Here is a 26,609-nt window from a genome sequence, read left to right as displayed (position 1 = left end):
TTAGAGGGCGTTTCAATTTCCAAATTAGCTATAATTATTTTGATAATAAGAACTAATCCCTTTCCGAAAACCATGCATGGATTAGATGAAAACAGCATATTATATGGATCCCTAAAATTACGCCAAAAAAAGTATTTTAAAATTTTTGTTTTAATTGTTCTTATTTTTTTTAACTTCCGATATGAAACTCCTCTTCATTCAAGCGAAGCTTCACTGTTATCCACACAAAATCACAATCAACAATCTTTCGTCTCACAAGCATTAAATCTCAGTGGAGATGCAGTGGTCACAATTGAAACACAGCGTCAGGTTTTATCTTCAAGTGAAGGTGTTTTTCCTCCTGGGATCTTGAATGATCGATATCTTGAACGATTCTTTGGTCTAAGAGGCCTTCAAGTTCCACGATCTCGAATTGAAAAAGGGCAAGGTAGTGGCGTGATTTTTTCTAAAGAAGGTCTAATACTGACAAATGCTCATGTAATAGAAAAAACCGATCAACTAATAGTGGGTTTATCAGATGGAAGAAGAGTGGTTGGAAATGTTGTGGGAGAAGATTCTTTAACAGATCTTGCAGTTATTAAACTCAAAGCAAAAGGTCCTTGGCCCACTGCCCAATTAGGAAACTCCGATAACTTAAAAGTTGGTGATTGGGCAATTGCAGTTGGAAACCCTTTTGGACTTGAAAATACGGTTACTCTTGGAATAATTAGTAATCTCAACAGAGATGTTGCTCAATTAGGTATATCCGACAAAAGAATAGATCTAATTCAAACTGACGCAGCTATTAATCCTGGTAATTCTGGTGGACCATTATTAAATTCTTCTGGAGAAGTGATTGGTATTAATACTCTTGTTCGCTCAGGACCAGGAGCAGGATTAGGTTTCGCAATACCAATAAATAGAGCTAGAAAAATCGCCAAAGATTTAATCACCAGTGGCAGAGCCAAGCATCCCATGATAGGAGTAACACTTTCAACCAATATCAAACAAAAAAGTAATTTTCTTTCCCAAACAGAAAATGGAGCAATTATTACATATTTGATGCCAAATGGTCCTGCTGAAAAAGGTGGATTAAAAGTAAATGATCTAATAATTTCAATCAACGATGAAAAAATTTCAACTCCAGCCGATGTCGTAAAAAAAATCAATAAAAATAATTTACAGTCGACATTAAGAATTAAAATACTTAGAGAGAATATAGAGTCTATAAAAATCATCAAACCAGTTGATATTTATGATCTTCAAGTATAAGTTGAAAAATTTAATGTAATAATTACTTTTATTTATTTTTTTTCTTTTTTCTCTGTTTTTCTCGATTAGCCAACCTTTTTCTTTCACGTTCAGCTAATTGTAATTCTTTTTCCTTTTCCTTTGCTTCTTCCATTTTTTTCTCTTTATAGTATTTATAATCACCTTGATATTTAATTAATTGACCATCTCTTATTTCTACAATCTTGTTTGCAACTTTTGAAATAAAATATCGATCATGAGAAACTATTAATGCACTGCCATCATAATTAGACAATGCCTGCTCTAGCATTTGCTTTGAAGGTATATCTAAATGGTTTGTCGGTTCATCAAGAATAAGCAAATTTGATGGCTTAATAATCATTAAAGCTAAAGCAAGTCTTGCCTTCTCTCCTCCACTTATCTGGCTGACCTCCTTAAAAACGGAATCATTAGTTAAACCAAAACTACCAAGTAAAGAGCGAATTTCTGTTTGAGTCCAATTCGGTACAGATTGAGAAATTGTCTCAATTACTGTTTTTCCTAATTCTAAGGCCTCTGCTTGATTTTGTTCGAAATAACTAGGTATAATATTATATTTCCCTATCATAATAGAACCTTCATCAGGTTCTTCTAAACCCATAATAAGTCGCAGTAAAGTAGATTTACCAGAGCCATTTGGGCCTAAAAATGCTATTTTTTCTCCAGGTTCAAGCTCTAAGAAAGCTCCTAAAAACAAAATATTATCTTCATAACTATGGGTTAAATCCTTAATACTTAATACATCCCTACCAGTTCGGGGTGCATTCAAAAATTTAAAATTAGGTCCTTTCAAGTTTTTTTCAGGAGCTTCTATTTTTTCAACTTTGTCTAATAACTTTTCCCTGCTTTTAGCTTGTGTACTTCTTGTAGCACTTGCTCGAAATCTTTCTATATATGCCTTTTGAACTTGTATATCTTTCTGTTGTTTCTCATATGCAACTTTTGTTGAATCCAATTCAAAATCTCTCTGTTGAAGATATGACGTATAATTTCCAAGATAGCTTTTAGATTGACCTCTCTCGGTATTAACAATTCTAGTACAAACTTTGTCTAAGAAAGATCTATCATGGCTTACAATTACCATGGCAACTTTCTGATTAAGTAAATAGTTCTCCAGCCATTCAATCGTTTCTAAATCTAAATGATTAGTTGGTTCATCGAGTAACAATAAATCAGGGCTTTGCAATAGAATTTTTCCTAAAGCTATTCTCATCTGCCAGCCACCTGAGAAGTCTCCGACTAGCCTGTCTGCTTCATTTTGGTTAAAACCAATAGTGGGTAATAACTTTTCAACTTTAGATTCTAAATCATACCCATTTATTGATTCAAATTTGCTTTGAATCACGCTTAATTCTTTGATTAATAAATCCAGGTAATCTAAATCTTTTGAAGCCAATTCAGATTCCATATTTTCTTGAATTGCTTTTTGATTGCGAAGTAAGTCAGATGCTTCTTTAAATGCCTCAAATAACTCTTCTCTAACAGTTCTTGAAAGATCAACATCAAATTCCTGTTTTAAATATGCAATAGATGGATCCCCTTCACTAATCAAAGTTCCATCTGTTGCTTCTTCTAATCCAGCAATAATTTTTAATTGTGTTGATTTACCTGCTCCATTGACTCCAACCAAACCAATTCTTTCTCCATTTCTGATTTCCCAACTGACATCCTTCAAGACTTCGCCAGTGGGATAAATTTTACAAATCTTCTCTAGTCGCAACACTTCAATAAGACCTCAAGTGAATTATCTTGAATCATTTAGCTTTAAAAAAATGCTAACTGATTTAAATTACATTACCTAAGTAAGCCATGTTAAGACTCGAACAAATTGCTGCCTTAGTTCTAGCTGCAGCACTTGCAATTCCCAGTTATTGGTTTTTTTGGACAATGGCAGGCGGAGGCGGCTATGAAAGAAGAGGAGTTAGAGAAAATAGTCAAAATGCAGAAATACACTCTTCATTCAAAAATTGATTACAGCCCACCTCTAGCCTTTAAAAGCCATTGTTTTGTATCAAAATCATCAACTGTAGTCAAATACTCTTTTACCTCTTCTGAGGTAACTGGCAAATTCTTTTCAATCCCAAATGCACATATAGCTTGCATAGCACCTTTTGGGTTTTGAAGTGCTTGACGAAAAAGATCTTGTTTTTTATTTGGATCTGCATTAATAAGCTTATAAAGCTCTGCAGCATTGCCGCTCATGAGAAAAACATCGAGTTATTAAAGAATATGCAATTATGCAGCTTTTGTCTCTAAACCAGTAGATTCATTGCATGCATCTAAATCACTTTCCTTCAAACCTAATGCAGACGCATCTTTCATGCTTCTAGCATCCATGCAAAGGACTTTACGGAGTTGAGCAAAGTTTGCAGCATGAGAGGATCTTCCTTCTTTGCTAGCCCCATATTCCGCTCTTTGCAAAACATGATGTAAATGAGTCAATAAATAAGAACTCACAACAGCGGAAATTAGAACATCTCCATTCTTACCGTTACTACGACTTTTCCTTCTTTGTCGTTTTACAGTTCCTTTATCGGCAACAACATTCGCAGAAAGAGCTTTGGATGTTTGAGGAAGAGATGGCTTAGACATGAAATACTCCTTTAAAATCAAAAAATTTTTAAGTAAAGGTTAATGAGGCAAAACCAGCCAGATTAGTAAGCATCATACACAAGGATACTACCCTTGCGTACAAGTGTACACTATTTACTACTTAGTAGTTCTTTGTACGCATGGCTACTCGTCAAAACTCATCTAACGGGAAGCAAAAATCGCCCCGCATACAAGTAGTTCTGCCAGAAGAGTTATGTGAAAGGTTGTCAGAATTAGCCGAAAGAGAATCTAGAACTGTGAGTAATATGGCAAAAGTTTTAATTCAAGAAGGAGTCAAGTATCACGAATTGAAAGAAAGTTCAGCATCTAAAGAATTAGAAACAAAAGAAACTAAAACAAAAAATTTTATAAAAGCATTAGAAAAACAAAAAACACAAAGATTAAAAGGCATTCCGAAAAGATTAAAATTCAAAAGAAATTAACTATTAAATCAGTCAACTCAAGGATCAACTCGTAGTCCATATAAAATAGGTTTATTTGCTCCAGTGATGTACTTCGGGTTAACTTTTTTTCCTAAAAAGTTCCACCAAGATAAAGTCGCAAAAACTAGTGCCTCTCTGTATTGTGATGGAATACCAATTTCATCTATTTGACGAACATGAACACCAGAACATTGTTTTTGTAGTTGCCTCATTAAAAATAGATTTTTACTTCCACCTCCAGCAACCAAAAGCTCAATTAAACGTATCTTTTTAAGCTTAAAAAGATTATCTAAATCTTGAGAGATAATTGATGCGGTAAATCTAGTTAATGTTGATATTAAATCTTCTATTGATATATCACCCAATTCCTTTTTTCTTTTTTGTAAATCTTGAAAACCGAATTGTTCTCTACCTGTAGATCGTGGAGGTTCTAGATGAAAGAAAGGATCCCTCAACCACTTTTCAATGATTTCTAATTTAGGAATCCCTAGCGATGCTAATGATCCATCCTTATCAAAAGTTAAAGATGAATTTGTACTTTCTTTAATAGCTAAATCAATTAAAGAGTTAGCCGGTCCACAATCCCAACCTAAGCATTCAGAAGTTTTATCAATGCCAGTTTTAGGTGGAATAATTGTAAGATTAGCAATGCCACCAAGGTTTAGGATTCCTCTCCATCCATACAACCTTCCAACTAAGGCTTCATCGACTAAAGCTACTAAAGGAGCACCATGACCACCTGAAGCAATATCCTTAGATCTAAAATCATAAATAACAATTTGATCTAAAAGATGTGCAAGTAAAGGTCCTAAAAGAATTTGAAGGCTTCCTCCTCTTTTAGATTTTTTTACACTTCTATGAAATAAAGTTTGGCCGTGACATCCAACAAGCTCTGCGGTTGAATCAGGGTCACAAGTTTTTGCAGCAAACGCATTTAATTCAGTAATTTCCTCAGCCAACTCGAGCCAATCTTTGCTATTGATTTTTAATCCTTGACCTACTTGTATTATTTTTTCTCTAGTTGATGAAGGATATGCATAAGAGCGTGTGTTTAAAATTTTCCATTTTGGCTGTGAAGGATCCCCTTGAAAATCAACTAAAACTGCATCTATTCCATCCGCACTAGTACCACTCATCAAACCCAATACACGCATAGATTAAGTTTGAGGCAGCTTTTGAAGATCTTCCATTGAACCCATAACTACAAGGACATGATCTTTCTCCAAAATATATTTCGCTGGAGGATTAACAGTTAATAGTTGAGCAGGGCCAGCGGCTAAGACATTGACAAAATAATTTTTTCTAAGATTCAAATCTCGTAAAGAACGTCCTACAAACACCTCAGGCACTTTAATCTCATCAATGCCGGTTTTATCATCGAGTTCTAATCTTTCAATCAAATTAGGTCTAACCAATTCAAGACCCAATCTTTCTCCTTGCATTCTTGAAGGGAATACAACCCGATCAGCACCAACCCTTTTCAGCATTTTTTCATGCAGATCACTTGTTGCTCTAGCAATAACCTGCTTCACTAAACTCCCCTCTGTATCTTTAGCAATAAGAGTTGTAGTAATACTTGCCTCAATTGGCTCACTAATGCCTACTACTACAGTCCCCATTTCTAGAACACCTGCCTCTTTCATAGACTCTTCATCGGTTGAGTCAACCACCCTCGCTTCAATTGTTGGCTCAAGTTGACGTAATTCCTCTATTGCCTTCTCTGAGAAATCTACAGCCAAAACATCAGCACCATTTCTCAGTAGCTCTCTACAAACTGCGCTTCCAAAACGCCCAATTCCAACTACAGCAAACCCGAGTTTTTGGTTCGCTTTTATGGGAGACCATTGCCACCAATCACTCATGATTTGTCCTCCTTAAACATAGAGATCCTCCCTCGGATAGCCAATTCGATTGCGATGTTGAAGCTTACTTTTATTAAAAGCTTGCCACACAGCGCTCAAGAATAAAAGGATTCCCAATCTGCCAACAAACATTCCAATAATAAGAATTAATTGACCTACATGTCCTAGCTTAGAGGTCACGCCCAGATCAAAACCTACAGTTGCAAAAGCAGAAATACAAGTGAAAAGCATTTCTAAAAATGAAAAATTCTCTGTACTATTAAATCCATTACTCAAACTTAATAATAGAGCCATAACTAAAACAAATAAAAATGAACCAACAGTTATGCCAACAGCTTTAAGAATTACTTTGTCAGATATCTGACGATTACGAATAATAATTTCATTTTGACCACGTAGAGTTGCTCTTGTGGCTGCCATTAATGCAGCAATAGTCGTCGTCTTAATTCCTCCTCCAGTACCGCCTGGACTTGCCCCAATAAACATAAGAAACATTATCAATAGAAGACCAGAGTCAGAGACATTCTCAATTGATATAGGTAAATTCGTAAAGCCTGCTGTTCGCGCACTAACTGAAGTAAATAAAGCGGTTAAAATACGATTATCGAAATTCATGAACGAAAAGAAGCTACCCCTAGCTAACGATTCAGTAAAAAGCAATCCGAAGAATCCCAGAGAAATTAATATAAAAGATGATCTAATTACTAAACGTGTATGAAGACTTAAATTTCTCAATTTTAAAGATCTACGATTTATCCAAATATCATTAGTTACCCTCCATCCAAAACCACCTAATATAATTAAAGTAATTAAAACAAAATTCACTACCCCATTACTTCTATAATCTTGTAAACTATTAGACCATAAACTAAATCCAGCATTATTATAAGCAGATATACTATGAAAAATTGATACCCAAATCCTCTCACTTGAGCTAGTTATATTATTGAAACCAAAAAAATATAAAGTAATAGCACCAAGACAAATAAGAATAGATGCTGTAATTGCAATCCCTCTAAAGGTTCTTCCCACACCACCGACTCCAAATTCATCAAGAGTTTTCCCTCTATCAAGACGTGTTTTTAATTCTGTTCCACTAACAATAAAGCCCTGCAAAAATGTAGTAATAGCCATTAAACCAAGGCCCCCAGTTAATAACATAATAGCTAAAATTACTTGTCCAAAAAATGTTAAATCTAGTCCTATATCAATAATAGATAATCCAGTAACTGTGACAGCAGAAGTTGCCGTGAAAAATGCCTCCCACAAGCCTATATTTGCATGAGAACATAAAGGTGTAGCTAATAATAATGTTCCAAAAGTAATCACAAGTAAACCCGTTACCACTGTAAATTGTGGGACCGTAAGCCTTCTATAAGTTTCTTGCCTAATACTCACTTTTTTCGACAATAAATGGAGACTAATTCTGAAAAGATTAAACAATCAAAATCAAATCTAAACGTTGGATTTTTTTCTAAATTAACAATCATATCCATCATATTTAGGAAATGCCATACTTTAGCAAAATTAAACCAGGAACAAGAAACGTCATCAATATGGTCAACCCAGCGCCGTATCTAGTGACATCTAAAAACTGATAACGCCCAGGTCCAAATACCATAAGATTTGTTTGGTAACCCATAGGAGTAAGAAAAGATTGACTAGCACCAAAAAGAACTGTTATCAATAAAGCCAAAGGAGGTAGACCCATATTTGGCGCCAATTGAACAGCAATTGGCGCCAAAAGAGCTACTGAGGCGGCGTTACTGACAAATTGAGTAAATATTGTTGTCGAGAGAAAAATTACTAGCAAAGCGGAATAAGTAGATAGGTCTTTCAATATAAAAATTAAAATATTCGCAAAAGCATCTGCAAGGCCTGTGTTTTGCATTGCGACACTAAAACTAGAGAGAGATCCAAGCAAAAGAATGACATCCAGTCGAATTGATCTTTGAACCTCTGCGGGCCTTAAACATCCACCCCAAACCATTCCAACTACTGCCAATAAAACCGAAGCAACCAAAGGCAAATCAGTAAGTGAAGGAAGAATCAACATAGCAATTGCGATACCAATTGCTATGGGTTTTCTTGTAACAGTTGGTAGATCATTATCAAATTGATCTAAAACGAGTAGATCATTACTATCTTGCAATCCTCTAATTGAATCTCTGGGTGCTTGGAGAAGTAGTACATCCCCCTCTCTTAAAATTGCTTGTCCCAATCGTTCTTGAACAGTTTGCTGCCCTCGTCTTAAAGCTAAAACAGTTGCATTATGCCTTTGCCTAAATCTTAGTTCTCGCAAACTCGCGCCAGCCAAGGTTGAGCCAGCTGGCAAAAGGACCTCTACAGTTTGTTGGCCTTCATCAGTATTGGATAGAAAAAAGAATTTTTCAGTCTTTAAATTTTTAGTTAATTGAACTGTATGTTCTTGTTTTAAACGCAAAAGATCTGAGCGTGTAATTCTTATCAACAAGCGATCTCCAGATTGAATTATTCGATCTGCCAAAGGTGGTAAAAGTTTCTCATTCTCTCGCTGTATTTCTAAAACATCGACATCAAATCTTCTTTGTAAGCGACTATTCCTCAAGGAATTTCCAACTAATTCAGAACCAGAAGGTATTGTGACTTCCGTAAAATAACCAGTTTGATCCGAACTACCTCCGTACTCTGAACTAATTCTTCCTCTATCAGGTAGTAGAGATTGAGGGGCTAACAACATATATGCTGTCCCAAGCAACCATATAGGTATACCTATTGCAGTAAAAGTAAAAAGATCAAAAGAACCATATCCAAGTTGATCGCTAATATCGCTCACTAACAAATTTACTGAACTCCCCAAAAGAGTTAAAGTGCCACCTAAAACTGTAGCGAAAGATAGTGGCAGCAAAACTCTAGAAGGAGATAATTTTCGCTTTACACACCAAGCCTCAATAACTGGTAAAAGCGAAGCAACCACTGGAGTATTAGGAACAACGCCTGAAACAGGAGCAACAACCAATCCAAGTAAAGCTATTAACCTACGCGGAGTTCGAATACTTTCAGAAGCTATTAACTCTCTTAAACGATCAAGCGCTCCACTTTTAAAAAGTGCAGCAGAGACAGCAAATAAGCCCATCAATGTAATCAACGCAGGGCTTCCAAACCCAGCCAATGCTTTTTGAGGAGAAAGAACTCCTGTTGCCATTAATAATGCAACACTCAAAAGTCCAGTAAGTTCAGGAGCTAGAGCACTACTTACGAATAAACAAACTGCACTAATTAACACTGCCAAAGTTATGACAGCTTTTGGATTTTCAAAAACAGTTAATATTTCATTCATATTATTAAATTAATAACCTTTTCAACTGACTCTGTCCAAGTATTAATTTTAAGACTACTGCGTAAAGGAGCTAAGCAGATTGGGAAAATAAACGATTAATTATTTTTTTACTAAATAGCCATGAACCAGAGGATTTAAACGATAGAAGAAACCCTGGCATTCTCATTAAATATGCAAAACGCCTAATTTCAAACGCAAGTGATCCTGCCAAGGTAATTCCATATCCAGTAATAGATGCATTACCAATACCAAGACTCAACATTTCTCCAAGATCTTCGAATTTGAATGGTTGAAGTTCATTTCCATTCCTTAAAGAAATAATATTTTTAGCCACTAAAGAACCTTGCTGCATTGCAACTTGAGCGGAAGAAGGGAAGGGGGCATTTTCACAAAATGTGATATCTCCAACGAAAAAAATATTTTTATATTCATCCATTTGCATAAATTCATTTACTTTAATCTTCTGATTCTCATTCAAAAAATGATCCAAAAATTTTGATTTAGAAGGTTTTAATCCTGCAGTCCATAATAAAGTAGAATAATCAATTTTAATGAAATTTTTTGTTTCATTATCAGTGCTGTAAAGTTCTAAAAAAGTTTTACCAACAGATTTTATACAATAGTCTAAATAAACTCTAATATTTCTCTTACCTATTGATTCAATTGCTTTTTCTCTATTAAATGATTTACAATTAGGTAGAATTTTATTTCCTTTATCAACTAAATATATCTCAACCCGATCTTTTATTAAATCAGAAATTTTACATGCAAGCTCAACACCGGTTGGACCAGCTCCAGCAATGACTATAGGATTGGTATATTCCGAAGAATTATTTATTTTAATTATTAAATTTTTAATGATTCGAAAATCATTTAAATTAGAAAAGCCACAAGCATAGTCCTGTAAATTGTCTAGGAAGGAATAATTAGTTGTCACTCCAGTGCTAATTACAAGTTGAGAATAAGTAATTTCAATCTCAGATGAAGTGATTACCTTTTTTGCTTCTTCATCAATCTCAACTACACATTCTTGTAAAAAAATAAATCCTAATTCTGAAGCTAAATCAGAATACTGAGGTGCCACCTCCCATAATTGAAGCTCACCGCTTAATAACTCATAAAGCAATGGCTTAAAAACAAATCTATTGCCTTCATCAATCAAAATCACTGAAGTGCCATCTGACTTGGCTAACAAAGCTTGAACAGTAGCCAGTCCTCCGAAGCCACCACCTACAACAACTATTGGTTCAGATTTCAAATTGTTCAAGTCCATAGGGACTAGATTTAAGATGATTTAAAAGACCCTAAACAAACTTTGACCGATTCGGCATTTCATTCTCAAATATGCAGAAAGAATCCCAAGACAATTACACCGGTGATTTGAGAGAATCAACAAACTTTGCTCAACCTTTTCTGGTGGAATCAGTAGATGAAACAAGTAAATATCTTGAAAAACTTGCTGCTCAAGATCAGCTTCATTGGGCCTATGAGAAATTTGATGAGAAATTTGTTTTAACAACCAGTTTTGGAATCCAATCTGCTGTTTTACTTCATATGACAGTGGCTTTAAAATCTAGAAAAAAACCAAAGGTAATTTGGATAGATACTGGTTATCTACCTGCAGAAACTTATAACTATGCAGAAGAACTAACAAAACTATTCGAATTAGATTTATACGTAGTCCAAAGCTCTATCTCACCAGCCAGGATGGAAGCATTGTATGGAAAACTTTGGGAAACTGGCGAACTAACAGATCTAAATAAATATCACCAAATACGAAAAATTGAACCTTTAGAAAACGCCTTATCAGAACTTGACGCTCTTTGTTGGGCTAGTGGTGTTCGTAAAGGGCAAACCAAAAACAGAGAATCCATGTCACATATTGATTACATCAGAGACCGTTTAACTCTACGACCACTCCTAAACTGGACTAAGAAAGATATTTTCTATTACATGGAAAATAATAATTTACCTCAACACCCTTTATTTGAAAAAGGCTATTCTACTGTTGGAGATTGGCATTCAAGCGTAGCAGAAAATAACAATTCCAAAGGAAGAACAACTAGATTTGGAGGGGTCAGTGAAGAGTGTGGAATTCATGTTGATGAAAATAATTTTTTGGGAGAAGGAATATAGCTAGTGTTTTTAGAAAAAAATTACTTAATGATTGGGAATACAAGATGGCATTGGGCAAGCAAGAGAAAAAAAAATTGGAAATATTTTCATACCTCGCCAAATCCTATCGAATTTCAAAATAATGATTATTCACAGTTAATTTGGGCCTCAGTTGGTTCCGTCCCTGAGAACATTAAATTATGCCCTTCAAAAAAAATAAATTTAGATGATGTTCCGCTCATCAATCTTCCATCTAATTTAGGGATTGATAGAGCTCTAGCTTCATGGAGTGCTTATAAAAAGCAATCATCTTTCAAAAGCAAAGAGCAAGACTTAATTGTTATTGATGCAGGCACAATCATGAGCGTCACAAAAATAACAAAAAAAGGTGTATTCGCTGGGGGGGAATTAATTTCTGGATTAAGACTTCAATTATCTTCTATGGCAAATGGTTCATTAAATTTAGAAAATCCAATCATCAAGACAATCCCAATAGAGACATTTCAACATGAAACTAAAAATGCAATGGTCAGAGGGGCAATGAATGGCTTATTAGGGTTAATCTTAAAAATATTCGAGGAAACAAAATTACCAATATGGATGTGCGGAGGTGATGCTCCACTGATATTAAATGAACTTAAAAATACACATATTAATATCAATCATTGTCCTAATCTAGTTCTAGAAGGAATGATTGATGTAGACCAGAAAATTAATTCAATTTAAGATCATTTAAAATTTGATTAGCCATATTTGCTGATTTTACTTTTAAATAGATTAATTCTATTTTCCCATTTTTATCTATAACAAAAGTATGTCTTATCATTCCATAATACTCTCTACCCATAAATTTCTTCAAGCCATAACTTTCGTATAATGTCGCAACAGGACATGGGTCACTATCGGTTAAAAGTGTAAAAGGTAATTTATGTTTATCAATGAATTTTATATGCGATTTTGAGGCATCCTTACTAATTCCTAAAACCTGAATATTGTTTGATTTGAAAAGCTCCCAATTATCTCTAAAGCTGCAAGCTTCTTTAGTGCAACCAGGAGTATCATCCTTTGGATAAAAATAAATTACTACTCTCGAACCTTTGAATGATGAGAGACTGATATCAACACCATCTTGATTAGGAAGAGTGAAATCTGGTGCAGAATCACCTATACAGAGAGTCATGATTACAACTCAAAGAAACAATAAAAGAGTACTAGGTCTTTGGCTTTTTTTGATGCCATCAAAACTTTTACCAATAAGCAGCGAAGAAAAAGAATGGGTTCAAAAGTTAACACCAAGAAGAGGTTTGCTTTATCACTTTTCTAGAGGCTGCCTAAGACATGTAATGTCCAACCTTACAGGCTTAGACCCTTTAGATATACCTCTCAAAGCCGATCCTGGAGAACCGCCTTTATTGGCTGCAGGATGGGGTCATATCAGCATGAGTCACTGTGCTGATGCCTTATTAATAGGATGGTCCTCAGGAAAAATTGGGGTTGATATTGAAAGAAAGGATAGAGAGTTTCAAGCTTATAAATTGTCAAAACGTTTTTTCACTCAATATGAGAATTGCGAAATAGAAAATTTATCTCCAAGACAAGCAAAAGAACTAGTACTAAAAAGATGGGTAATAATAGAAGCCGCAGTTAAATGGCAGAGAGGAAAAATAGCAAATAATATCAATCAATGGATTTGGAAGAATAAATCATCATTTGCACATCATAAAAAACTTGGTCACAAAGTAAAAATTTACCAACAAAATTATGATCAATGGACGTATGCAATTGCATTAGATGAAGATTCAACAATATATAAGCCAATAATTTGCCTAGATTAATTATTATTCTTAGCAAGAAATTTAGTGTGAATAAGCTTTTGTTTTATAATCTGGCCATCCAATCTTTGAAATAACTCTTGCAATCTAATTAATGTTTCTTCCTCACAATTTTTTAGAATAATTTTTCGATACTCACTTCCTTTATTAAGCCACCTTTTAATTATACTAGCATCAACTTTTTGATATACAAACTCAGTCCATTCTTCAGAAGAAATATTCCAGCCTAATTTTTCTAATTGTAGAATAAATTTCTTTTTATATTCTTGCTTATTTAACCACTTCTCTTCTTTACAAATCAAATCACTCAATAATGAAAAATCAGGATTTTTCTTATTACTATACAACTCTAAGCTTTCCTTTAAAGAAAAAGCAGGGCCAGAACATGGGTTACTTATAATCAAACTTAATTCTGTATTCACCACACATTTTTCAGTAAGAATCGGCCACAATTCAAAGAAATTTGTTTCAGAAAAAACTCTCCAAGGAATCCTTCCTCCAATTACCTCAAACTTGAGATTGTCTTCTAATTTTCTAATTGATTCAACTTTTGAATCAATTAAGGTTGGTCTCTCCATAGGCGCTAAAGTTTCCATTTCAGCTAATAGCCTTGGATGATTATCTTCTGATACAGCCAAAACAACGCCCCCTTCAGATGTCTCTCTTAAAGGCTTTAATGACCAAAGCAAAGAACTAGGTGCTAAAACTAAAACTCTATGATTTTTTTTCCAAGAAATACCTAACCATAATTTAGAAATCAAATTTTTTAATCGTTTCTCCTCTTTCAAAACTTGACGAGATAACCATTTTTCCAAATCATTATCAGCTTTGCCAGATGTAATAGTTAAAGGATTTTGTTGCTCAACTTCAATTAATGAAGCCAACTGTTCAGATCTTCTCTCATTCAAAAGAGATCGTCTTTTTCCTTCCCATCCATTTTCAGTTGGCTCCCAAAAAATCTCGTTTAGCAAAGTATCTGGCAAATATTGCTGTGGAACCCAATTTTTTGAAAATGCATGGGGATACCTATAACCAATGCCATCTCCAAAAGCTTCTTGATCTCGATTTGCATCTTTAAGGTGAGATGGAACATTTTGCTTGTGGGAATCTTTAACTTTCTGAACTGCCTTAAAAATAGCCTTCACACTATTGCTTTTCTCCGTTGCAGCCAAGTACAAAGTTGCCTGAGCCAGTGGGTAAATGCCCTCTGGCAAACCTATTCGATCAAAAGCCGCAGCGCATGACTCAACTACGACAATTGCATTGGGATCAGCAAGACCAATATCTTCTCCTGCTGAGATGAGCATACGCCTAAAAATGAATCGTGGACTTTCTCCAGCCTCCAACATTCGAGCAAGCCAAAACAATGCCGCATCAGGATCCGAACCTCTTAATGACTTAATAAAAGCGCTGATGGTATCAAAATGGGCATCACCTTTTTTGTCGTATAAAACCGCTCGTTCTTGAATTGAATCCTCAGCAATCTTGAGATCAATACTGATTGAACTATCTTGATTTGCAATAGTGCTCTCTACAGCAAGCTCAAGCGCATTAAGCAAAATGCGTGCATCGCCATTACACACATCAACCAAATGATCCTCAGCTTCACTAGCTAAATTGATTAATTTCAACCCATATCCCCTTTCTTTATCATTCAAAGCTCGTTGCAGCAATTGATGTAATGCTTTTGAATTCAGACTATTTAAACGAAATAATCTAGATCTACTTACCAAAGCTTTATTTACTTCAAAATATGGATTTTCCGTTGTAGCCCCAATCAGGGTCAAAGTTCCATTTTCAACCCAAGGTAATAAGGCATCTTGTTGAGCAGTATTAAATCTATGAACCTCATCAATAAATAAAATTGTGCGTTTACCAAATTTATTTAATCTATCGATTGCCGACTCTATCTCAGATTTCAAATCCTTGATGCCAGCCAATGCTGCATTTACAACACTAAAGTGAGATAAAGTATTGAATGCGATAATCCTAGCCAAAGTAGTCTTACCAACTCCAGGAGGTCCATAAAGCAATAAATTGCCTACTTTGTCAGCAACAATTGAACGTCTCAATAAACGTCCTTGAGCAAGAATGTGATCTTGACCAACAAATTCATCCAGTGTTTGAGGCCGTAAGCGATCAGCTAAAGGAGCATTTTTCTGTATTAGCTGTTCACCATTAAAAGCAAACAGATCTTTGGCCAAAGCTAATAAACAAACATTTTTGATACTCTAAAAGCAAAAAAAAACTTATAAAGTTGTTTTGATGATTTCAAATTGAAGGTTTTTGATCTATGTAATAACTGTCGGAGCGGACATCCCTGTTCGTTTTGCAATCTCAGCTAGAGCATCAATACTTTTAATTAAGGGATCCAAAGCTAACTGAGGATCTTGAGTGATATCACCATCGCTTGGAACAAAGCTTTCAAAGTAAACTCTTAAGGTAGCTCCTTGAGTACCAGTACCAGACAGTCTCACTAACACTCGACTACCATCATCCAATAAAATTCTTAAACCCTGATTAAGCGTAATTGAACCATCAACTGGATCTGTATAGCTAAAATTATCAGCATTTTCAACCGTCCTTCCAGCAAAAGATTCACCTATCAAAGCGGGAAGCATATTGCTCAATCTAGAATAAAGAGAATTTGCAACTTCAGATGGAATAGATTCATAATCATGTCGAGAATAGTAATGACGACCAAAAAATAGCCAATGATTTTTCATTATCTCAGAAACAGACTTTTTCTTTGACGCAAGTATCTGCAACCAAAAGAGAACAGCCCACAATCCATCTTTCTCTCTTACATGATCACTTCCAGTCCCAAAGCTCTCCTCTCCACACAGAGTGATTTGATTAGCGTCCAAAAGATTACCAAAGAATTTCCAGCCAGTAGGCGTTTCAAAGCAATTTATCCCCAAATGTTTTGCCACAACATCTACAGCTGAGCTCGTAGGCATGGAACGAGCCACACCCGATAAACCTTTGGCATAACCTGGTACACAGTCGTAATTAGCAGCTAAAATTGCAAGACTATCACTAGGATTTACAAAGCAACCACGTCCTAAAATCATATTTCTATCTCCATCCCCATCACATGCTGCTCCAAAGGAAAATAAATTCCCTTTTAAAAGCAAATCAGCAAGATCTTTTGCATAAGTCAAATTTGGATCAGGATGCAGACCTCCAAAATCTTCCAAAGGTTTTCCATTTCTTACTGTTTCTGCAGTAGCTCCTAAATGATCAACAAAAAGACGCTTTGCATATGGACCTGTAACAGCATTTAATGCATCAAAAACGATCGGAAAATCATTGTTGATATAGGAACTAATCAAATCAAAATCAAATATTTTTTTCATTAAATCTAAGTAATCGTCTATTCCATCAATGATCTCGACAATCATTGAAGCTAATTTATATTTACCGAGTGAAAAAGAATTATTTGATTGACATTTTATGATCTTATATTCTTTAAGATTCTTGGAGTAATTATAAATTTCATCAGTTAAAGATTCTGAGGCAGGTCCACCATTTGAGCCATTTAGCTTGACTCCAAAATCACCTTCGAGTCCACCTGGGTTATGACTAGCAGATAAAATAATTCCACCTATTGCTTTATTGATTCGAATTAAATTAGAAGCCGCAGGGGTCGATAAAATCCCATCTACAGTTGTTATGACTTTTTGAATTCCATGAGCAGCTGCCATCCGAATAATAATATCAATTGCTCTTTTATTGCCATATCTACCATCACCTCCCACAACCAAAACCCCTCCTTTTACCCCAGGAAGGGAACACAAGATTGATTCAATAAAACTCTCAAGGTAATGTGCCTCTTCAAACTGCAAAGTACTTTTTCTTAATCCAGAAGTACCTGGTTTCTGATCAGTAAAAGGCGAGTTTAACTTGACTGTAAGTTGGCTAAATTCTGAAGAAAACACTTTGAAAATAAATTAATGAATGATCTAAAAAATGAATCGAAAATGAAATGACAACTATTTGAATTTAGTGAGGCATTTCAGAAGTACGAAGCATTGCGATAAACCAAAGAGTACTTAATATCAACGCACCTAAAACGCCAGGACCAAGACCAAAACGCTCAATCGTAGTAGGAATTAATAAAGGAAAAACAATAGCCCCTACTAATGGAGTAAAAGCAACAATTAAGCGAACCATTAATTAAGTGGGCTTAGATTTAAAACCATTCTGATTCAGCTTTGGAATTTGGATTTGTGTTATCCACTGGAGTAACTCTTTCGAATTTCATTGTTATGTTTCTTGAATCAACGCCATCTTTATCTATAGCTTTAATTGAATAATTCTGAATACCATCTCTGAATGGGACTTGCAATCTAAAAGTTCCATCATTTGCTAACGGGACCTGTTCATCTTCTATAAACAATTTAGCTGAGGGATCAGTAGCTCCATACACAATTAATTCAGCATCAGCTACCAACCAAAAAGAACGTGCTTGAGGAACACCTCCAATACCAGACTCACTCAAGCCACTAGCCCAAAGACCACTACCAGATTCATTATTTGAATTTAGATCTCTTGGAACACCCTCTTGGAATTCTTCTGAACCAACTCTTCGAGTTCTAAATTTTGTAGTCGCTGATTGATACAGGCGCTCATGCAAACCACTGTCTGGGTCTGGTTGTTCTGATGCAATAGTATCTATCGCAGGATCAGGGGAGGTAACTGGGGCTTCCAAGCTAAAAGGAACAAATTGATCAAGAATTTGTTCACTTGGATGAAGTGAGGGTACTTTGGCTGAGGATGAATGCGCAAGTGACATCCATTTATGACCAATTCGATAACCGAGTTCAACCTTATAATCTCTTCCACCTAAGGGAATAGGTAAGTACCACTCGGTACTGTGACTATCAACAACAACTTCTTGAAGAGTTCCAGGATTAGCTTCTCCATTATTTTTATTGGTGACATCAACTAAACGCAAACAAAGCCTAATAGCACCTTCTTTTTGAGCATTGGAACGATCAGAATCTGATATCTCCCAAAATACATATGCCCAATCAGGATCACGAGGAAGAAAAACGACTTTAGTCTCTGAATAACTTGTATATGTGTTTTCGCTAGATGGTTCGGCTTTAGTATTGAGAACCTGTTTTTCTAATTCCTTTTGTTCTTCGTAGAGCAAAACACCCTTAATTAAATCAGCCTTTGATTTTCTACTATAAAGGGGAATACCTAATTCACTAGCTTTAATACGTAGCTGACGAAGTGTTAAACGTGACAGGGATTCTTGATCAAAAGTCACGCTCATAAACCTCCATTTTTTGTTTGGGATCAGTGCGGTAAGTATGTGATAAAACTTGCTCTTCTCGTTGGTGTGGTCAGCATCTACTGACCCCAAGAAAAGATCAACAAGTGGTATCTACAGTCAAAAAGCGTTGCTATAACTAAAAATCAGGAGTTCATTATTAATCGACGAATTTCAAAGTCAACCCAAAAAATTAAACCAAATTTTGAATATTTCTATGACTTTTTTCTTTGGGATCACCCTCTCAAAATAAATTTCTCCTCATCTAGTAACCAGAAGGATTTCAAACTTCATCTTCATATGCGTCGATTAAATTTCTCAATGACAAATCCAAAGGAGCAACTTTTAAATCATTTGACAATCTTTCCAGCTGGCTAGCTGCTCCAGAAAATTGCTCGAACATAACCTGCACAAACTCGTCATCTTTCATCATGATGGGATTCTTCAAACACCATTCAAGCCATTCTTCCTTTGCTGGGATCAATCCTCTTGTATTGTCCTCACTCATAGATTTAAAACATTGCAAACAATGTGCAAGCATCCTTAAATGATGCTTTTCAGTAGCTGAAAGGTTAGTAAAGCCAATCAAATTTATATCCTCTTTACTCAAGGGACTATTTTTCGAGTTATCGACAAAGCTAGATTCCATCATCTGGCAGCGGGAGCATCTCTTTCTAAAAAGTTTAAAAGAATATTTATCTTTTAATAGATTTTATCTTATTTTTTTCCACTTACAAGCAAGATATAGATAGTCATTCATTAACTATTGCAAGTTCAAAAAAGGAATGAATAAGCAAGAACAATAGTATTAATAAGGATTTATGTATCTATTTGAATTTATTCAAAATCTCTTCTAAGAATTTCAAAAAGATTAAGAATTTTTTTAAGCACAATTAAAGCTTGAACCGATTGCAAGCATTTTGCCTTAAGGTGATATCTGATTAAAACTACTTTCTTAACACTAGGTTTTCCCTCTTGATTTGACTTAGAATGATTATTTAGATCCAACTATCAAAACACTCTGATCTAATAATGAGCCCCAAATGTCATAATTGAAGATTATCTTGGGACTTGAAAGCCAAACTTTTCATAAATAAAAACTACTACGACTTGATTTAATCAAAATAAAATGACCCAAACTAATACCGTCGAAGAAATTGTTGCCCAACCTTACAAATATGGTTTTACAACTGAAATAGAAACAGAAAAGATCCCAAAAGGGTTGAATGAAGATGTTATTAGGTTGATTTCCGCAAAAAAGAATGAGCCAGATTTTTTATTAAAATTTCGTCTAAGAGCTTATGAGCAATGGTTAAAGATGAAAGAGCCTGATTGGTCCGGACTAACTTATTCAAAAGTAGATTACCAGGATCTAGTTTATTACGCAGCTCCAAAACAAGATATTAAGAAGAAGAGTTTAGATGAAGTAGACCCTAAGTTACTTGAAACTTTTGAAAAGCTTGGCATCCCACTTAGCGAACAAAAAAGATTATCTAATGTGGCTGTAGATGCAGTATTTGACAGTGTTTCCATAGCAACCACATACAAGGAAAAACTTGCTGAGCATGGAGTCATATTCTGTTCTATTAGTGAAGCAATTATTGAACATCCAGATTTAATTAAAAAATATATGGGCACAGTTGTTCCTACAAATGATAACTTTTTTGCAGCTCTAAACTCCGCTGTTTTTAGTGATGGATCATTTGTATATGTACCTAAAGGGGTCGAATGTCCCATGGAATTATCATCTTATTTTCGAATAAATTCTGGAGATACTGGCCAATTCGAAAGAACTTTAATTATCGCAGAAGAATCTGCCTCTGTTAGTTATTTAGAGGGTTGTACAGCTCCTATGTTTGATACAAATACCTTACATGCTGCTGTAGTTGAGCTCGTCACGCTAGATGATGCATCTATTAAATATTCAACTGTGCAAAATTGGTATGCAGGCAATGAAAAAGGTGTTGGAGGAATATATAACTTCGTCACTAAAAGAGGTGAATGTAGAGGGAAGAGAAGCAAAATAAGCTGGTCTCAAGTCGAAACAGGATCTGCTGTTACGTGGAAATATCCAAGTTGCGTACTTCAAGGAGACAGTTCAATTGGAGAATTTTATTCAATTGCACTAACAAACAATTTCCAGAAAGCTGATACTGGAACAAAAATGATTCACATAGGAAAAAATACAAAGTCAAAAATCGTGAGCAAAGGTATTAGTGCTGGACAATCTAAGAATAGTTATCGAGGTCTTGTATCCATCAGCCCGAATGCTGAGGGCGCTCGAAATTACAGTCAATGTGATTCTATGTTAATCGGTGACAAAGCCAGTGCAAATACATACCCATATATTCAATCCAAGCAACCTCAGTCTAATATTGAACATGAAGCTAGCACTTGTAGAATTTCAGAAGATCAACTTTTTTACTTACAAAGTCGAGGTATTGATTTTGAAGAATCTGTTTCAATGTTAATTAGTGGATTTTGTAGTGATGTTTTCAATGAATTACCTATGGAATTTGCATCTGAGGCAGATAAACTACTAGCGCTAAAATTGGAGGGTTCAGTTGGATAAATTGAAATTAAAATCATACTTTTTACCTTTACAAATTTCCCTCTAATTTAGTGATTCTATCAACTTCAGAAACAATCCTATCTATCAAAGATCTTCATGCGAGTGTTGAAGATCAAGAGATACTTCATGGAGTCAATCTATTAGTAAAAGAAGGAGAAATACACGCAATTATGGGTCGAAATGGGAGCGGTAAAAGTACACTTTCAAAAGTTATAGCTGGGCATCCATCTTATAAAGTTCTATCAGGTTCAATACAATTTAAAGGCACAAATATTCTCGAGCTCGCCCCTGAGGAAAGAGCAAGAATTGGAATTTTCCTTGGTTTCCAATACCCAGTAGAAATTCCTGGTGTTAGTAATTTAGAGTTTCTAAGAGTTGCCACAAATTCAAGAAGAAAAGAATTAGTTCAAAGTGAATTAGACACTTTTGAATTCGAAGATCTAGTCAAAGAAAGAATGAAAATAGTAGAAATGGACCCTTCCTTTCTTGGAAGAAGCGTCAATGAGGGCTTTTCTGGCGGAGAGAAAAAACGCAACGAAATTCTTCAAATGGCTCTCTTGGAGCCATTGATATCAATACTCGATGAAACTGACTCAGGTCTTGATATTGACGCTCTAAGAATTGTGGCATCTGGGATCAATAAACTATCGAAACCAAGTTCGGCAACGATTTTAATAACACATTATCAAAGACTGCTCGATGAAATAACTCCTGACTTTGTACACATCATGGCTGATGGGAAAATAATAAAAACTGGCAACAAAGAACTAGCAATTGACCTTGAAAAATCTGGGTATGACTTCGTCGACAAAAATAAGAAAGATAAGGAGATGGTAAATTGAAATCATCGACTCTTTGCCAAGAATGGCTTAATTCTCTCCCTCCAACACAAGGTTGTTTAAAAAAAGAACAATCATTAGGGAGAGAATTACTCTTAGAGAATGGAATGCCCTCCAATAAAGATGAAGCCTGGCGATTATGCAACTTCAATAGATTATATAGTTTTTTGTCTTTACCAACAATTATTAAAAGCGAAGATGTTAAATCTAAATTTCCTGAGAAGGAAGAAAATAGCGAAAGAATTATAATTAATTCTAATAGAAATCAATTTATAAATATTAATTTATCCAATGGAATTGAGAAACTAAATGATAAAGAAATTGAAGAGAATCTTGGAAAAATAGTTAAGTCAACTCAAGTAAAAAATGACTTATCAGTATGTCTTAATCAGGCATCAAGCTCAGAACTTTTAGCTTTGAAAGTTAAACGTAATTTCAATAAATCATTAGAGATAGTAATTCCATCGATAAAGAAAAAGTCAATCTCAACTAGAATCTTTCTGCTTTTAGAAGAGGGAGCAAAATTAGATCTGTTACAAGTTTTTCTAGGTAATAATAATTCGGCACAGAATCACTTAATCGAAATAAAACTAGAATCAAAAGTCGAGTTATCTCATGGAATAATTTCTTTAGGTGAAGAGAAAGAATCCTCTTCAATTTGCACTGTAGCCGTAGAACAATCAAAAAATAGTCAATACTCTCTTCATTCAATACATCATGGTTGGGATTATGCCCGATTCGAACCAAGAATAATTCAAAGTGAAGGAGAAGCTTCAACAACTATAAAAAATCTTCAAGTCACAAAATCAAACGAACAAATAGCTACCCACTCTCTAATAAGATTTGAAGGCCCAAATGGAAAGCTTGATCAATTACAAAAAGCCGTGGCATCTGAATATTCCCATTGCATCTTTAATGGTTCAATTGAAGTCCCGCAACAGGCTCAAAAGACAGAAGCTGCGCAGCTAAGTAGAAATTTACTACTTTCTAAACGCGCTAGAATCGATACAAAGCCAGAATTGGAAATAGTTGCTGATGATGTTAAATGTACCCATGGGGCAACTGTAAGCCAACTTCAAGATGAGGAATTATTTTATCTTCTTAGTAGAGGGATAGATAATGAACATGCTAATTCTTTATTATTAAAAGGATATTATGATGAAGTTATTTCACACTTACCTAAAAGTTCTGAAAAATGGAACTTTGTTAAGAAATTAATGAAAGACATAAAATAGTGAAAAACTTAGTAAAAAATATTGCTGAAAAAAGTAGAGCAGATTTTCCAATATTTAACGGAAATCAAAATAATTTAATATATTTAGACCACGCAGCTACCAGTCAAAAGCCACGAAAAGTTATAGATTCTTTAAATAAATACTATAGCTTTCAAAATGCAAATGTTCATAGAGGTGCTCATCAGCTAAGTGCAATTGCAACAGAAAAGTTTGAAAACTCAAGAAAATTAACAGCCAATTTTATTAATAGTAATAATGAAAAAGAGATTATTTTCACCAGAAATGCTACGGAAGCTATTAACCTTGTAGCTTATACATGGGGAAATTATGAACTTCAGGAAAACGATGAAATATTAATAAGTTTAATGGAGCACCATAGTAATATCGTTCCTTGGCAATTAATCGCCAAAGCAAGAAAGTGCAAGCTTATTTATATCGATATTAACAAAAATGGAGAACTAGATCTTGATGATTTTAGAAAAAAATTGAGTAATAAAACCAAAATAGTCAGTCTTGTTCACGTAAGCAATACACTAGGTTGTTGTAACCCTATCGAGGAAATTACTAATCTTGCACATCAAAAAGGTAGCTTAGTTCTTTTAGATGCTTGTCAAAGTCTTGCTCATAAGCCTGTAGATATTAAAAAACTAGGTATTGATTTTCTAGCAGGATCTTCTCATAAACTTTGCGGTCCCACTGGGATAGGTTTTTTATGGGGTAGAGAAGAAATTTTAGAAAAAATTCCTCCTTTCCTTGGTGGAGGAGAAATGATTAATGAAGTTTTCAAGGATAAAAGCACTTGGGCAGACTTACCTCACAAATTCGAAGCGGGTACTCCAGCCATAGGAGAAGCAATCGGTATGGGAACTGCACTTAATTACTTACAATCAATTGGATTAAACGAAATCAATAATTACGAGAAAGAATTAACAAAATATCTTTTTGAAAAATTAGAGGAGATAGATAATTTAAATATTCTTGGACCTAGCCCTCAAATTCAGCCTGATCGAGGACCATTAGCAACATTTTACATAAATGGAATTCACTCCAATGATCTCGCGGAGTTACTTGATAACAACAATATTTGCATAAGGAGTGGTCATCATTGCTGCCAACCACTCCATCGATTCTATGGGATAAAGAGCACAGCCAGGGCAAGCTTGAGCTTTACATCTACTCCATCAGAAATCGATACTCTTACTGAAGAACTAAAATCAGTAATTTCTTTTTTAAAGAAAAATTCTTAAATATTTAAATTTGTATTAAAAAAAGCCTCTATTTTTTTTAATACATCAACTTTTATTTTACCATCCTTAAATCCATGACCTTCATTCTCATATAAATTAATTTGCACTGGAATTTTACGTTTTAATAATTCATCTTTAATTGCAATAGATTGATCAGAGAGTATAACTTTATCTTTTAATCCATGAAACAAAATCAATGGCATATCGATACACTGCACATTTTCTATTGGTGATCTTCTCAGATATTTCTCATAATCAGTTTCTATATTACCTATTAAATAATCTAAGTAAAATTCTTCGAATCTATGCGTTGAATTAGCCATGCCAATCAAATCAGTTACAGCATATTTACATGCACCAATACTAAAAATGTCAGCAGATATCAAACAACCTAAAGCTGTAAAACCTGATGCGCTACTCCCCATAATAGCTATACGGTTCTTATTAGCCTTACCAGATGCAATCAATGACTGAGCTGCCTTAGTGCAATCCATAACATCGATTACTCCCCAATTACCTCTTAATCGATCTCTATATTCCCTGCCAAAACCAGAAGAGCCCCCATAATTAACATCTACGACCGCCCAACCTCTTGATGTCCAAAATTGCACCTCAAGATCCAATCCACAACGAGCCATACCAGTAGGTCCGCTATGACTTTTCACCAACAATGGAGGTAACAATATTTGTTTATTAAGAGGAGGGTAATACCAAGCATGAACTTTCTCTTCATTCGATCCGATAAACCAAAAAGATTCGCCAATACTTATTTCCTTTGGATCCAAGCTAAATGAAGAGGCAGGAGTATGTTCCCAACTTTTATTCAATAAATCCATTTCAAAAATCCCTTCAGCAATTTCTGCACTACTGGCAATTGCAACAAGTCGATTTTGATGGGAATGAAGACCAGAAAACTCAATAAAAGGCTGCTCAAAAGTCTTGATAGATCCATTTTTTTGAAATAGAGCTAAAGTCCAAATTCCTTCCTGAGCAAAAGCCCCAACGACATCATCCCCCACACAGGAAAAGCTCGACATCCCAAGGAGCCATTGTGGAAAAGCAATTTCAGCCTCAATAGTCCATTGATTCTGGGAAATAGTAATTGAATTATTATTAAAATCAGTTTTAATCTGCGTTATATTCCACCAGCCACTACTATCTTCAGCAACCAAAAGGTCACCTGTCTCGGACCAAATGGGATTAAAAAATGATATTTTATCTGTACAGTTTAAATATTTATTATTCAAAGTTACTAGATTAATTATGTTTTCTTTCTCGTCCAATTTAGCAACTTTTAATTCATTTAAATCCCAAGGCATTGAAGTATTTTTCCACTCAATCCATGCCAACTTTCTATCTTTAAAATTTAGGGCGAGATAACCTAATAATTCCTGAGATGAATAAATAAATTTTGGATATTGCTCAGTTTTTTTCAGAGAGTAAGAAACTATATGATCCCCTTCTTCATCCTCCATCAAACCAATCCAAATATTTTTTTCAAGGTCAATCACGCCACCTGCAAGAAAATAATTATGTTTTTTTGTAAGACAAGTTGATTTTATTTTAGGTATGAATTTAAAAGAGGAAGATTTTTCATTTTCTTCATCATAAAACCAAGTTCTCATCCATAAGCTGTTGTCTTTATTGTCGACCCAAGTCAATATTAGATCTGATCCATCAAGAGTAGCTGTTAACGGAGCACCACCATATCCATGAATTTTTGTTCTTAAATCACTTGGATAAGGTGTTAACTCCTGAGGTGATAGGTCTTTTCGTCCCCAAGGTCTAATTAAAGCTGTAGTTCTTCCCTTTTCGTTTGGTCTTTGTTCCAACCATAAAACCCAATCACCTATTATTCGAGGCTCTTTAAATATTGGGGCTTCTCCATAAACTTTTTCAGCATCCAAGATTCTCATTGTTTTGTTCTTCATTGATGTTGAGAGTCAATGATTAATGCACTCATTGAACTTAAAACAAAGTAAAGTGTAAAAGTTGTTGTC

General features: G+C 34.9%; 25 protein-coding genes. 10 read left to right on the top strand and 15 right to left on the bottom strand.

Features of this window, described 5'->3' with window-relative positions; translation table 11 throughout:
* Positions 1-72 precede the first annotated feature (72 nt).
* On the top strand, positions 73-1,251 hold the full coding sequence (locus EW15_RS00730; protein ID WP_038650718.1) for a trypsin-like peptidase domain-containing protein: 1,179 nt from the start codon (positions 73-75) through the stop codon (positions 1,249-1,251).
* A gap of 28 nt (positions 1,252-1,279) precedes the next feature.
* Here EW15_RS00730 and EW15_RS00725 read toward each other — a convergent pair whose 3' ends face one another.
* On the bottom strand, positions 1,280-2,992 hold the full coding sequence (locus tag EW15_RS00725; RefSeq protein ID WP_038650715.1) for an ABC-F family ATP-binding cassette domain-containing protein: 1,713 nt from the start codon (positions 2,990-2,992) through the stop codon (positions 1,280-1,282).
* Between the two features lie 86 nt (positions 2,993-3,078).
* Between EW15_RS00725 and EW15_RS11000 the strand changes: the two genes are divergently transcribed.
* Positions 3,079-3,240, top strand: a complete 162-nt coding sequence (locus EW15_RS11000; RefSeq protein WP_197049690.1) for a hypothetical protein — start codon at positions 3,079-3,081, stop codon at positions 3,238-3,240.
* Here EW15_RS11000 and EW15_RS00720 read toward each other — a convergent pair whose 3' ends face one another.
* Both EW15_RS00720 and EW15_RS00715 read right to left on the bottom strand, forming a co-directional pair.
* Positions 3,241-3,471, bottom strand: coding sequence for a hypothetical protein (locus EW15_RS00720; protein ID WP_038650712.1), 231 nt, complete (start codon positions 3,469-3,471; stop codon positions 3,241-3,243).
* A gap of 33 nt (positions 3,472-3,504) precedes the next feature.
* A complete protein-coding gene (locus EW15_RS00715) occupies positions 3,505-3,861 on the bottom strand; it encodes a hypothetical protein (protein WP_038650709.1) in 357 nt (118 codons plus the stop codon).
* Between the two features lie 140 nt (positions 3,862-4,001).
* Here EW15_RS00715 and EW15_RS00710 point away from each other — a divergent pair, with 140 nt between their 5' ends.
* Positions 4,002-4,304, top strand: coding sequence for a ribbon-helix-helix protein, CopG family (locus tag EW15_RS00710; protein ID WP_038650706.1), 303 nt, complete (start codon positions 4,002-4,004; stop codon positions 4,302-4,304).
* Between the two features lie 17 nt (positions 4,305-4,321).
* Here the strand turns inward: EW15_RS00710 and EW15_RS00705 are convergent, their stop codons facing one another.
* The 5 genes from EW15_RS00705 to EW15_RS00685 all read right to left on the bottom strand — a co-directional run bounded on the left by EW15_RS00705 (position 4,322) and on the right by EW15_RS00685 (position 10,758).
* Positions 4,322-5,458, bottom strand: a complete 1,137-nt coding sequence (locus EW15_RS00705) for an anhydro-N-acetylmuramic acid kinase (protein WP_038650703.1) — start codon at positions 5,456-5,458, stop codon at positions 4,322-4,324.
* A 3-nt stretch (positions 5,459-5,461) separates the two neighbouring features.
* Positions 5,462-6,166 (bottom strand): TrkA family potassium uptake protein, encoded by a 705-nt coding sequence (locus EW15_RS00700; protein ID WP_011294081.1) that lies wholly within the window; start codon positions 6,164-6,166, stop codon positions 5,462-5,464.
* Positions 6,167-6,178: 12 nt separating this feature from the next.
* On the bottom strand, positions 6,179-7,564 hold the full coding sequence (locus EW15_RS00695; protein WP_038650698.1) for a TrkH family potassium uptake protein: 1,386 nt from the start codon (positions 7,562-7,564) through the stop codon (positions 6,179-6,181).
* A 103-nt stretch (positions 7,565-7,667) separates the two neighbouring features.
* Entirely contained in the window at positions 7,668-9,485 is a 1,818-nt protein-coding gene (locus EW15_RS00690) for an SLC13 family permease (RefSeq protein ID WP_038650695.1), read from the bottom strand.
* Between the two features lie 70 nt (positions 9,486-9,555).
* On the bottom strand, positions 9,556-10,758 hold the full coding sequence (locus EW15_RS00685; protein ID WP_038650693.1) for an NAD(P)/FAD-dependent oxidoreductase: 1,203 nt from the start codon (positions 10,756-10,758) through the stop codon (positions 9,556-9,558).
* A 71-nt stretch (positions 10,759-10,829) separates the two neighbouring features.
* Between EW15_RS00685 and EW15_RS00680 the strand changes: the two genes are divergently transcribed.
* Together EW15_RS00680 and EW15_RS00675 are read left to right on the top strand one after the other, a co-directional pair.
* On the top strand, positions 10,830-11,621 hold the full coding sequence (locus EW15_RS00680; protein WP_081930450.1) for a phosphoadenylyl-sulfate reductase: 792 nt from the start codon (positions 10,830-10,832) through the stop codon (positions 11,619-11,621).
* A gap of 3 nt (positions 11,622-11,624) precedes the next feature.
* On the top strand, positions 11,625-12,326 hold the full coding sequence (locus tag EW15_RS00675; RefSeq protein WP_052041142.1) for a type III pantothenate kinase: 702 nt from the start codon (positions 11,625-11,627) through the stop codon (positions 12,324-12,326).
* On the opposite strand, the gene bcp is transcribed toward EW15_RS00675, so the two are convergent.
* The gene (gene bcp, locus EW15_RS00670) at positions 12,313-12,780 is read right to left on the bottom strand and encodes a thioredoxin-dependent thiol peroxidase (RefSeq protein ID WP_038650687.1); all 468 of its coding nucleotides are present in this window, start codon (positions 12,778-12,780) and stop codon (positions 12,313-12,315) included. The two genes, EW15_RS00675 and bcp, sit on opposite strands and share 14 nt — an antisense overlap.
* Here bcp and EW15_RS00665 point away from each other — a divergent pair.
* Complete coding sequence (locus EW15_RS00665) at positions 12,779-13,435, top strand: 4'-phosphopantetheinyl transferase superfamily protein (RefSeq protein ID WP_038650684.1); 657 nt, start codon at positions 12,779-12,781, stop codon at positions 13,433-13,435. The two genes, bcp and EW15_RS00665, sit on opposite strands and share 2 nt — an antisense overlap.
* On the opposite strand, the gene EW15_RS00660 is transcribed toward EW15_RS00665, so the two are convergent.
* The 5 genes from EW15_RS00660 to EW15_RS00640 form a co-directional block, all read right to left on the bottom strand.
* The gene (locus tag EW15_RS00660; protein WP_038650681.1) at positions 13,432-15,636 is read right to left on the bottom strand and encodes an AAA family ATPase; all 2,205 of its coding nucleotides are present in this window, start codon (positions 15,634-15,636) and stop codon (positions 13,432-13,434) included. The two genes, EW15_RS00665 and EW15_RS00660, sit on opposite strands and share 4 nt — an antisense overlap.
* Positions 15,637-15,723: 87 nt before the next feature.
* Positions 15,724-17,373: an alpha-D-glucose phosphate-specific phosphoglucomutase gene (locus tag EW15_RS00655; protein WP_038650678.1), complete on the bottom strand. Its 1,650-nt coding sequence runs from the start codon at positions 17,371-17,373 to the stop codon at positions 15,724-15,726.
* Between the two features lie 64 nt (positions 17,374-17,437).
* The gene (locus tag EW15_RS10995) at positions 17,438-17,608 is read right to left on the bottom strand and encodes a hypothetical protein (RefSeq protein WP_038650676.1); all 171 of its coding nucleotides are present in this window, start codon (positions 17,606-17,608) and stop codon (positions 17,438-17,440) included.
* A 19-nt stretch (positions 17,609-17,627) separates the two neighbouring features.
* A complete protein-coding gene (locus EW15_RS00645) occupies positions 17,628-18,719 on the bottom strand; it encodes a DUF4912 domain-containing protein (protein ID WP_038650674.1) in 1,092 nt (363 codons plus the stop codon).
* Between the two features lie 280 nt (positions 18,720-18,999).
* Complete coding sequence (locus tag EW15_RS00640) at positions 19,000-19,368, bottom strand: hypothetical protein (RefSeq protein WP_038650671.1); 369 nt, start codon at positions 19,366-19,368, stop codon at positions 19,000-19,002.
* A gap of 477 nt (positions 19,369-19,845) precedes the next feature.
* On the opposite strand from EW15_RS00640, the gene sufB reads away from it, so the two are divergent.
* The 4 genes from sufB to EW15_RS00620 are packed head-to-tail and all read left to right on the top strand — an operon-like array spanning position 19,846 to position 24,609.
* Positions 19,846-21,288 carry a Fe-S cluster assembly protein SufB gene (gene sufB / locus EW15_RS00635; protein ID WP_038650668.1) on the top strand — a complete coding sequence of 481 codons (1,443 nt, stop codon included), beginning with the start codon at positions 19,846-19,848 and terminating at the stop codon, positions 21,286-21,288.
* Positions 21,289-21,338: 50 nt separating this feature from the next.
* Positions 21,339-22,130, top strand: a complete 792-nt coding sequence (gene sufC / locus EW15_RS00630) for a Fe-S cluster assembly ATPase SufC (protein ID WP_038650665.1) — start codon at positions 21,339-21,341, stop codon at positions 22,128-22,130.
* Positions 22,127-23,362: a Fe-S cluster assembly protein SufD gene (gene sufD, locus EW15_RS00625; protein WP_038650662.1), complete on the top strand. Its 1,236-nt coding sequence runs from the start codon at positions 22,127-22,129 to the stop codon at positions 23,360-23,362. Before sufC ends, sufD begins: the two co-directional genes overlap by 4 nt.
* Complete coding sequence (locus tag EW15_RS00620) at positions 23,362-24,609, top strand: aminotransferase class V-fold PLP-dependent enzyme (protein WP_038650660.1); 1,248 nt, start codon at positions 23,362-23,364, stop codon at positions 24,607-24,609. Before sufD ends, EW15_RS00620 begins: the two co-directional genes overlap by 1 nt.
* Here the strand turns inward: EW15_RS00620 and EW15_RS00615 are convergent.
* The gene (locus EW15_RS00615; protein ID WP_038650657.1) at positions 24,606-26,540 is read right to left on the bottom strand and encodes a S9 family peptidase; all 1,935 of its coding nucleotides are present in this window, start codon (positions 26,538-26,540) and stop codon (positions 24,606-24,608) included. The two genes, EW15_RS00620 and EW15_RS00615, sit on opposite strands and share 4 nt — an antisense overlap.
* Positions 26,541-26,609 lie beyond the last annotated feature (69 nt).

The organism is Prochlorococcus sp. MIT 0801 (assembly GCF_000757865.1).
In the GTDB taxonomy this organism is placed as follows: domain Bacteria; phylum Cyanobacteriota; class Cyanobacteriia; order PCC-6307; family Cyanobiaceae; genus Prochlorococcus_B.
The sequence above is the reverse complement of the archived record's forward strand: the minus strand, read 5'-3'. Positions and strand labels throughout refer to the sequence as shown.